The organism is Lishizhenia sp. (assembly GCF_057456495.1).
The window spans coordinates 19,380-27,902 of record NZ_JBVCPV010000011.1 but is presented as its reverse complement, the minus strand read 5'-3'; the positions used below and the strand labels follow the sequence as shown (position 1 = coordinate 27,902).

Below are 8,523 nucleotides of genomic sequence, written 5' to 3'. Positions count from 1 at the left end.
TTCCCGTTTTCATTATTGATAAACGGGATTCTTCGTATAATGCCTTTGGAGAAATAGAGCTCTATGTCCACCAAAATTTTATCTTAAAGGCCAAATATCTAATTAGTAAAGAAAATGAATGATATTCTTTTGAGGTCTTTAACCGGAGCTGCATTTGTAGGTCTGATCATTGGAGGCTTGTATTTTGGGGAGTATGCCACGGTTGGTGTACTTTCGCTGTTTATTGTTTTAGGTCTTTCTGAGTTCTATAGATTGTTCAGATCCACAAAGGCCGTTTCTCCCGATGAAAAAATCGGAATGGTGGGAGGTATATCCATCCTTTTCGTTTTAATCTACATGCGTTGGGACTTTTTGGATATGAAGTACATAGTACTGCTTTTACCCTTAACGTTTTTGGCCTTCATACCTGAATTGTTCAGAAAATCAAAAACTCCTTTGAATAATGTGGCCGTCACTGTATTTGGTTGGGTATATGTAATCCTACCTTTATATTTAGTAATCGCATTGAAAGGAATAACACCCAAAGAAGGGGAGTGGTTAGTACCAGCAGGGATGTTCGCCATTATTTGGAGTAATGATACCTTTGCTTACCTTTCGGGTAGATTCTTAGGGAAAAATAAATTATTCGAACGTATTTCTCCGAAAAAGACCTGGGAAGGTACTATAGGAGGAATTATCTTTGCATTACTGGCAGGATATGTATTTGCTACACTTACAGATATGAGTTTAATCTTTTGGATTCCAGCTGCCTTCTTAGCGGCCTTTGGAGCCATCTTTGGAGATTTATTCGAATCCATGCTCAAAAGAAGCTTGGGAATTAAAGACAGTGGTAACATACTTCCAGGTCATGGAGGGATACTAGATAGGTTCGATGCGACATTATTTGCTGCACCTCTCTTTTATACGTGGTACATTATCTGTATTTAATATGTATTTTAGCGCCGATTTTTAAATATGATACCGAAGCCAAGGCTTCCCCTTAACACATTAGAATGAAATTACACAGAGAAGGTTATTTAATAATATTGATTGGAGTGCTCATCTTAGGAGCAATTCACGTTGGTAATTACTTCTTGTTGCAAGCAACAGGCTGGGATTGGTTATACTACCTCTTAACTTTAGGAGAGCTTGTAATGTTGTACTTAATTGTACAGTTTTTTAGAGTTCCAAACAGAACCGTAAATGCCGAAGATTTAGATATCGTTTGTCCGGCAGATGGTAAAGTTGTAGTGATAGAAGAAGTAGAAGAAACAGAATATTTCAAGGACAAGCGTATTCAGATATCTATCTTTATGTCGCCTTTGAATGTTCATGCCAATTGGAACCCGATTAAAGGTATTGTGAAGTACGTAAAGTACCACCCGGGATTGTTCTTGGTAGCTTGGCATCCAAAATCAAGTACAGATAATGAGAGAAGTACTTTTGTTGTTGAGCATAACAATGGTAAAGAGATCTTGTTTAGACAAATTGCCGGTGCGGTAGCAAGAAGAATTTGTTATTACGCAAAAGAAGGAGATAAGGTCGATCAAGGAACAGAATTCGGTTTTATCAAATTTGGTTCGCGTATCGATTTATTCTTGCCGTTAGATGCCAAAGTAGATGTGAAAATTGGAGATAAAGTTCAAGGTAAAATTACCAAAATAGGATCTTTATAATTCCTTTATATATTTCGTGAAAATCCCAGTAGATTGTTCTACTGGGATTTTTTTATGCTTTGCCTAAGAATGCTGATGCAACTAAAATTAAATAAACAATCCCATCAGTTTATTTTCCTCTGATGGGATTTAGGTTTAGTAGGTGCTTTTACGCTTAGGGCGATGTCTTTTACTGATACTGTAAAAAAGGGTTGCGGTGATGTATTGATCGTAGACCATCCAATTGTCTTGCGTTCTTATCAATAGTTTTGGAATATCCGTAGATAACCTTAGACCTCCAGAATGGGCGTAATTCACCATGGTTTGGTACAGTGCAAATTCTCCCGTTAAACCAAATTTTATGGCACCTCCAAAGTGACTTTCGTCAAAATTATAATAGCGATCGTTTCGTTGAGCTCTACCTTGACGTGTTTGTATGGAAACTTGTGGACCAAAAGTCATGTATAAATCTGTGTTGTGCTTGAACTCTCTACATTTGGCAATAGAGAATACAAATGGAATTTGAATGTATTCATCGTAGTACGACATCCCATTCTTCAAAGGAGATTTATAAAAGGTATAACTGATACCGGTTTTCCAAAATTTATCACGCTGGTAATAAAGGGTCCAATCAATTCCTAATTCTAAGTTGGTTCCAAAATAAGCCCGAACAGGAATGTACGGCTCAAAGTCGGTGTAAGCTGAAGCAGCCACGTGAAAGCCTAAGTCATTTTCAGCAATAACTTGTGCTTTTACGGGAGTAGTAAGTAGACCGATTGAAAGACAGAGTGATCCTAAAAATTTATTATACATAGTACTTTTTTTTACCAAGGTAGCGTTGAAGTTTATTGAAATGAAAAAATCTAATCTTGAACAACTTAAGCTTTTTTATTCGTGGTTTACTACGGATTTTTTGCGATTCCTCTATATAAGAGTAAGCGAATAAAAAAAGGCGTCATTTATTGTGACACCTTTCTTATCGTTCAAAAAATCAAACGATCTTTTGTGTAGTAATAGATAGAGGTGATAGGATAAAATTTATTGCTCTATGCTCCCAAAAGTAAGGATGATGAAAGAGATAGAAGTAAAGCGAAGATTAAGGTCCAATTATTAATACTTAACACCTTATTTACACCAGAAGCTTAGTTTAAATTTATGTTTCTAAAGCAGGTTTTGGTAACTTTGCAAGAGATGAAAATTCAGTAAAAATGGAGTTGGAAAAGTTTTTAAAGTATATGGATGAACTAGAGGAGATAGATAAACCTGCTCAGTTCAATTATCCTTTTTTCTACCAATCCAATCCTTTAGCAGAATGTGCCGCTGAGGACCTGATGAATCGCATAGAGCAAGACAATTTTAACGACCATAATTTCAAAGCTCAAAACGCAGAGGAACTTTCTCGCGGTAAAATGTTTGGAGTTTTAGTGGTAGAAGATAAGGAAGGCCGCACTGCATATCTTTCAGCCTTCTCGGGAAAAGTAGGTAATTCAAATCATATAGAGGGGTTTGTTCCACCGGTTTACGATTTATTGAGTGCCGATAGCTTCTTTACCGAAGAATATGCCGTAGTTAGTTCGCTTATCGAAGAGGTTAATCAATTAAAAAAAGACGAAACCTACCTTGCCTTGTGTAAGAAGTACCACCGTTTAATGGATTCCAAACACATAAAGGTGAACTTCTTAAAGCAAAAAGCCAAAGACAATAAACTTTTTAGAAAGAAACAACGCCAAGAGGCAGAAGAAGTTCTCACTGAAGAGGAATACCATAGCTTAGAGCAAAAGTTAGCGCAAAAGAGTATAGACGATAAACTTCAAATTAAACATACACAACAAGTTTTTAATAAGGAGTTAACCGACTTACAGGCTGAAATTGCCGTATACGAAGAGAGGCTCAAAGAATTACAAAATAAAAGAGCCGAAGAAAGTAATAAGCTGCAAAGGAAAATATTTGAACACTATAAATTTTTAAACGCCCATAAACAAGAAGCGAATTTGTTGGATATTTTCAAAGATTCGCAATTGGAACAACCACCTGCTGGTGCAGGGGAGTGCTGTGCTCCTAAATTGCTACACTTTGCATATTTAAATGATTTAAAACCTCTGGCAATCGTTGAGTTTTGGTGGGGAGATGCTCCAAAATCTGAAATTCGTAAACACAAAAATTATTACCCGGCTTGTCAAAGCAAGTGCAAGCCTATACTCGGACATATGTTGGAGGGCTTGGAGGTACAAGAAAATCCTTTGATAGCCATACCATCATTAGATAAAGTGATAGATATTCTTTACGAAGAAGAGGAGTTTTTAGTCATCAATAAACCTTCTGGTTTGCTCTCTGTACCGGGTAAAGTACTTAAAGATTCTGTGCAAACGCGTATGGAAGCGCTTTATCCAGAAAGTAAAGATCATATGATAGTCCACCGCTTGGATATGATGACTTCTGGTGTTATGCTGGTAGCGAAAAGTAAACGCGCCCATAAACAATTGCAAAGTCAATTTGCCAAGCGAAAAATGCAAAAGCGATACATTGCTCTATTAGATGGAATTCTCAAATGGCAAGAAGGAGATATAGATTTACCCTTGCGCGTAGATTTAGAAGATAGACCCCGACAAATTGTTTGTTTTGATCACGGTAAGCCGGCCCAGACACATTACGAAATTATAGAGCGAAGAAAAGGGAAGACTAAAGTGTATTTTTACCCTAAAACGGGGCGTACGCATCAGTTAAGGGTACATGCGGCGCATGCTTCTGGACTAAATATTCCCATCGTAGGAGATGATTTATACGGCACACCTGCAGATCGTTTACATTTGCATGCCGAGCGCATAGAATTGTACCATCCCATCACCAATGAAAGGGTTGTATTTACGGCTCCTTGCGAGTTTTAGTAGTGGATTTATTAGGCTGCCTGGTCTAGCTATCCGTTTTAGGCCAGTCGTTTTTTAATAAGTAAGTCCAATTGCACAAGCGCACTTCCGGTGGTCGTACCCTTGAGCAAGGTCTTTCTAATTAAACACAACTAGCGCTGCCACTGCTATCTAGGGCAGTAGAGGTGGTGCTAAATTCTAAGTGTTTTTATTGCGCTAGAAGTTCCCCAGAGTTATTGAAAACGCTATTGTAGGAACGAAAATGTAGCGCATCTCCCATTTCTGAGGTATGGTTAATCAATACGTCATTTTCAAGCAAGAGGTAATAGGATTTGTTGTTAGCTATAAGGAGTTCTTTAATGCTTACACCTTTGAAATTTTTGTCGTGCGGAATATTCCAGTTCTCATGGGTGATCTCTATGAGTTCTACATTTCCTAACCATTCAACTATAAAAGCATCACCAAGTCTATATTGCTTCCCGTTTTCCAGTGCAATGATAGTGTCGAAGGTGTAGAAATTTCCTAAACCTGGAATAAGTTCATCTCCCTCTCCTTTTGGGGTGTGGTAAATGGCCTTAATCTTTTGGTGAATTAGGGCTGCTTTAATTTTTTCTAAATCCTGCATCGAAGTTTTTATCAAACATAAAAAAACCGACTCCTAATGGAATCGGTTTAAAGTTATTGCATTGAGGCTTAATCCTCTATAATTTCTTTACCTGCGTGTTTTTGCTTATTGAAAACAAATTTAGAAGCTGGAATCGTTGGATTCTTTTCAAACTTCGTGATGGTGTACGTCATTGTTGTCGCATCTTTTGTTTTCATAATAGCTTTCTTCAAGCTGTTATCTGCTTTATTGATGTACAATGTGATGGTGTGGTAATCTACATCGTCTGGGTTAGTAGGGTATAGGCTAATTACGTGCATTCCGTTTTCTTCTTTCACGTATTTGCTTTTAAAACCTTCTTCCCAAATAGTCATCAATTTTTTAGGGTTCAAACTTGCGTCATCTTCTTCGTCAGCATCTGTGATGTAAACAGTTTCTTCTGTAATTGTCCAAATTTTCAAACCATTACTTAAGATGATGTTTTCACCTAAAGTTGCGTAGAACTTATCACCTTGTACCCATCCTTCACCAGAATCTGTTTCGTCAACCCCAGTAGAATTGTTTTTCGTGTGCATATCAAATTCAATATGGAAAGACTTCAAAGCCTTCATTTCCGTACTCAATTTTTTTAAGATTGCATCACTCTTTTCATCACTTTGTGCTAGGGTTGTAAATGCTAAGCTTAAAAAGCTTATTGCTATCATTACAGTTTTCATCATCTTCATTAATGTTCTTTGGTTTTGCTCTGCAAAAGTACAATATTCTTTGCGAACAGTAAATTTTTAATCGATTTTGGAATTCTATTTACAAAGGCTATGCCAAGATTAAAGTAATCCTTTTGTTGCAAGGTATTCCTCTAAAGAAGCCTCATCTGGATAATTTACCTCTCTGGCTTTAGATCCTTTAAATGGACCTACAATGTTGTGCGCTTCTAATTGATCTACCAGTCTTCCTGCTCTGTTGTAACCTAGTTTCAACTTACGTTGCAATAAACTTGCAGAACCCTGCTGGTGAATCACAACGATGCGCGCTGCTTCCACAAAATTAGCATCTAAATCATCCAAATCGGCATCATTACCTCCTTCGCTTCCTTCACCTTCGTATTCAGGTAATAACAATGCTTCTGGATAGGCGCGTTGGTTTCCGATAAACTCACAAATATCTTCAACTTCCGGTGTGTCTACAAATCCACATTGTAAACGGAATGTATCAGAACCTGTCGAAATCAACATATCTCCTTTACCTATCAACTGATCTGCCCCCGATCCATCTAGTATCGTTCTTGAGTCTATCTTAGAAAGTACTCTAAAGGCAATACGTGCAGGGAAGTTAGCCTTGATCATACCTGTAATAACGTTTACAGAAGGACGCTGTGTGGCAACAATTAAGTGTATACCAATAGCACGGGCTAACTGTGCAATACGCGCAATAGGATGTTCCACCTCTTTACCAGCTGTCATAATTAAGTCGGCAAACTCATCTATTAAGACAACAATGTACGGTAGGTAGCGGTGACCTTTTTCTGGATTTAATTTGCGCTTAATGAATTTGGCGTTGTATTCCTTAATATTTCTTACTTGGGCATCTTTTAACAATTCATACCTATCATCCATCTCTATACAAAGAGAATTTAGGGTATTAACCACTTTAGAAGTATCCGTAATAATTGGTTCTTCTTCTCCCGGTAATTTAGCCAGGAAGTGTCGTTCTATTTTGTTGTAAAGGGTTAATTCAACTTTTTTCGGATCCACCAATACGAACTTCACTTGTGCAGGGTGTTTCTTGTAAAGGATAGACACCAATATGGCGTTCAATCCAACCGATTTACCTTGTCCTGTAGCACCGGCTACCAGCAAGTGAGGCATTTTGGCTAAGTCAAAGGTATACGTCTCATTGGTAATTGTTTTCCCCATTACTACAGGAAGCTCAGCATCTGAGTTTTGGAATTTTTCAGAGGCAATCAACGAACGCATACTTACCATTTCTGGTTTGGAGTTTGGTACCTCAATACCTATGGTTCCTTTTCCTGGGATTGGAGCAATAATACGTATTCCTAAGGCTGCTAAACTTAATGCGATATCATCCTCAAGGTTTTTAATCTTCGAAATCCTTACACCAGGTGCAGGTACAAGCTCGTAGAGTGTAACAGTTGGACCAATCGTAGCCTTTATTTTAGCAATTTCTATTTTGTAGTGAGAGAGGGTTTCTACAATTCTGTTTTTATTTGCCTCTAGCTCATCTTTGTCTACAGATATTTTTCCTGTACCATAAGCATTCAATAAATCTATGGACGGAAGTTGATAGTTAGACAAGTCCAGCTTAGGGTCGTAGTCACCAAATTTCTCTGATAGATCGTTCAGTTCTGAATCACTTAATTCTTCTTCCTCTTCAGCTACTTCAACAGAAAATTCATCCTCGTTTTCTTCTGAGGAATCCTCTGCAGTTGAAACAGGTGATAACTCTTCTTGGGGTTCTTCTATTTCAAAACTATCATCTATCTCAAAAGTTGAATCAGGCTCTTCTTCCTCTTTTCTCTTAACCGTTAGATTTAAATCTTCCTCTGTTACAAGTTCTTCTTCTTCCTCTTCAGAGAAATCAACTTCTTGGGGTTCTGGTTCTTTTTCAATCTCTTCATCAGTAATCGTGTTTACAGCATGAATATCTTTTGGTGCAACATTATTGGCTGCTTGTATCTTTTCTTCTTTGTCCTTTCTTCCTTTGAATAGTTCATCCAATCCGATCATGTTCATGATTTTCTGGAAATCAGGATTAAACAATACAACAACGGCAATGAAAAGTAATAATGCGATAAACAAGAAAGCTCCAAAAGCTCCAAAGTTTTGATCTAGCCACGTATTGATGAAGTAACCAAAAGATCCTCCGAGGTAGCTGATTTTATCGGCAAAATATCCAAAGAAAATAGAAAACCACACCATAGAAACTGTGGTGATAATAGAGCTTCTTTTTAAAGGCAATAAACTTACGTTGAAAAGCAAACGCATGCTGTATAAAAAGAATAGAAAGCAAAATCCAAAAGAAGCTAAACCAAACCATTTGTAAATAAATAGGTGAGAAGTCCATGCCCCGAATCGTCCTAACCAGTTGGCTGTTGGCTCAGTTAAATCCTCAAACATGTAGGTGAACAAATTCTTATTCATCACCTGGTCTTGGTCTAATTTCCACGTTAGCAAATAGGAAAGAAAAGCGATAAAGCAATAAAAAGAGAGTAAGAGTAAAATACCTCCAGTTATACGCTTAGATTTTTTCTTATCGAGTTTAGTGGATAACTTAGAAAACGGATTCAGTGATTTGGAAGAACTAGTTCCCTTCTTTTTCTTCGCTTTATTGTCTGCTGATCTGCTTTTAAGTACGTTCCCTTTGGCCATAATTTTCTCTATATCCTACGAAGATACAATCATTA

At 37.5% G+C, this 8,523-nt stretch carries 7 protein-coding genes; 3 read left to right on the top strand and 4 right to left on the bottom strand.

Annotation, left to right across the window (positions count from 1 at the left end; translation table 11 throughout):
* The first annotated feature begins 114 nt into the window (after window positions 1-114).
* Both AC22ZQ_RS01765 and AC22ZQ_RS01760 read left to right on the top strand, forming a co-directional pair.
* Entirely contained in the window at window positions 115-927 is an 813-nt protein-coding gene (locus tag AC22ZQ_RS01765; RefSeq protein WP_318956855.1) for a phosphatidate cytidylyltransferase, read from the top strand.
* A 65-nt stretch (window positions 928-992) separates the two neighbouring features.
* Window positions 993-1,655 carry a phosphatidylserine decarboxylase family protein gene (locus AC22ZQ_RS01760; RefSeq protein ID WP_318956854.1) on the top strand — a complete coding sequence of 221 codons (663 nt, stop codon included), beginning with the start codon at window positions 993-995 and terminating at the stop codon, window positions 1,653-1,655.
* Between the two features lie 135 nt (window positions 1,656-1,790).
* On the opposite strand, the gene AC22ZQ_RS01755 is transcribed toward AC22ZQ_RS01760, so the two are convergent.
* Complete coding sequence (locus AC22ZQ_RS01755; protein ID WP_318956853.1) at window positions 1,791-2,447, bottom strand: hypothetical protein; 657 nt, start codon at window positions 2,445-2,447, stop codon at window positions 1,791-1,793.
* Between the two features lie 395 nt (window positions 2,448-2,842).
* On the opposite strand from AC22ZQ_RS01755, the gene AC22ZQ_RS01750 reads away from it, so the two are divergent.
* The gene (locus AC22ZQ_RS01750) at window positions 2,843-4,519 is read left to right on the top strand and encodes an RluA family pseudouridine synthase (protein ID WP_318956852.1); all 1,677 of its coding nucleotides are present in this window, start codon (window positions 2,843-2,845) and stop codon (window positions 4,517-4,519) included.
* A 187-nt stretch (window positions 4,520-4,706) separates the two neighbouring features.
* Here the strand turns inward: AC22ZQ_RS01750 and AC22ZQ_RS01745 are convergent, their stop codons facing one another.
* The 3 genes from AC22ZQ_RS01745 to AC22ZQ_RS01735 all read right to left on the bottom strand — a co-directional run bounded on the left by AC22ZQ_RS01745 (window position 4,707) and on the right by AC22ZQ_RS01735 (window position 8,488).
* Complete coding sequence (locus AC22ZQ_RS01745) at window positions 4,707-5,123, bottom strand: hypothetical protein (protein ID WP_318956851.1); 417 nt, start codon at window positions 5,121-5,123, stop codon at window positions 4,707-4,709.
* Window positions 5,124-5,191: 68 nt separating this feature from the next.
* Complete coding sequence (gene lolA1, locus AC22ZQ_RS01740) at window positions 5,192-5,821, bottom strand: outer membrane lipoprotein periplasmic chaperone LolA1 (protein WP_318956850.1); 630 nt, start codon at window positions 5,819-5,821, stop codon at window positions 5,192-5,194.
* Window positions 5,822-5,926: 105 nt separating this feature from the next.
* A complete protein-coding gene (locus tag AC22ZQ_RS01735) occupies window positions 5,927-8,488 on the bottom strand; it encodes an FtsK/SpoIIIE family DNA translocase (RefSeq protein WP_318956849.1) in 2,562 nt (853 codons plus the stop codon).
* Window positions 8,489-8,523 lie beyond the last annotated feature (35 nt).

Excerpts from the sequence above, each read along its gene's own strand:
- AC22ZQ_RS01765 (WP_318956855.1), top strand. The coding sequence starts at position 115 with ATGAATGATATTCTTTTGAGGTCTTTAACCGGAGCTGCATTTGTAGGT.
- AC22ZQ_RS01760 (WP_318956854.1), top strand. The coding sequence starts at position 993 with ATGAAATTACACAGAGAAGGTTATTTAATAATATTGATTGGAGTGCTC.
- AC22ZQ_RS01755 (WP_318956853.1), bottom strand. The coding sequence starts at position 2,447 with ATGTATAATAAATTTTTAGGATCACTCTGTCTTTCAATCGGTCTACTT.
- AC22ZQ_RS01750 (WP_318956852.1), top strand. The coding sequence starts at position 2,843 with ATGGAGTTGGAAAAGTTTTTAAAGTATATGGATGAACTAGAGGAGATA.
- AC22ZQ_RS01745 (WP_318956851.1), bottom strand. The coding sequence starts at position 5,123 with ATGCAGGATTTAGAAAAAATTAAAGCAGCCCTAATTCACCAAAAGATT.
- lolA1 (WP_318956850.1), bottom strand. The coding sequence starts at position 5,821 with ATGATGAAAACTGTAATGATAGCAATAAGCTTTTTAAGCTTAGCATTT.
- AC22ZQ_RS01735 (WP_318956849.1), bottom strand. The coding sequence starts at position 8,488 with ATGGCCAAAGGGAACGTACTTAAAAGCAGATCAGCAGACAATAAAGCG.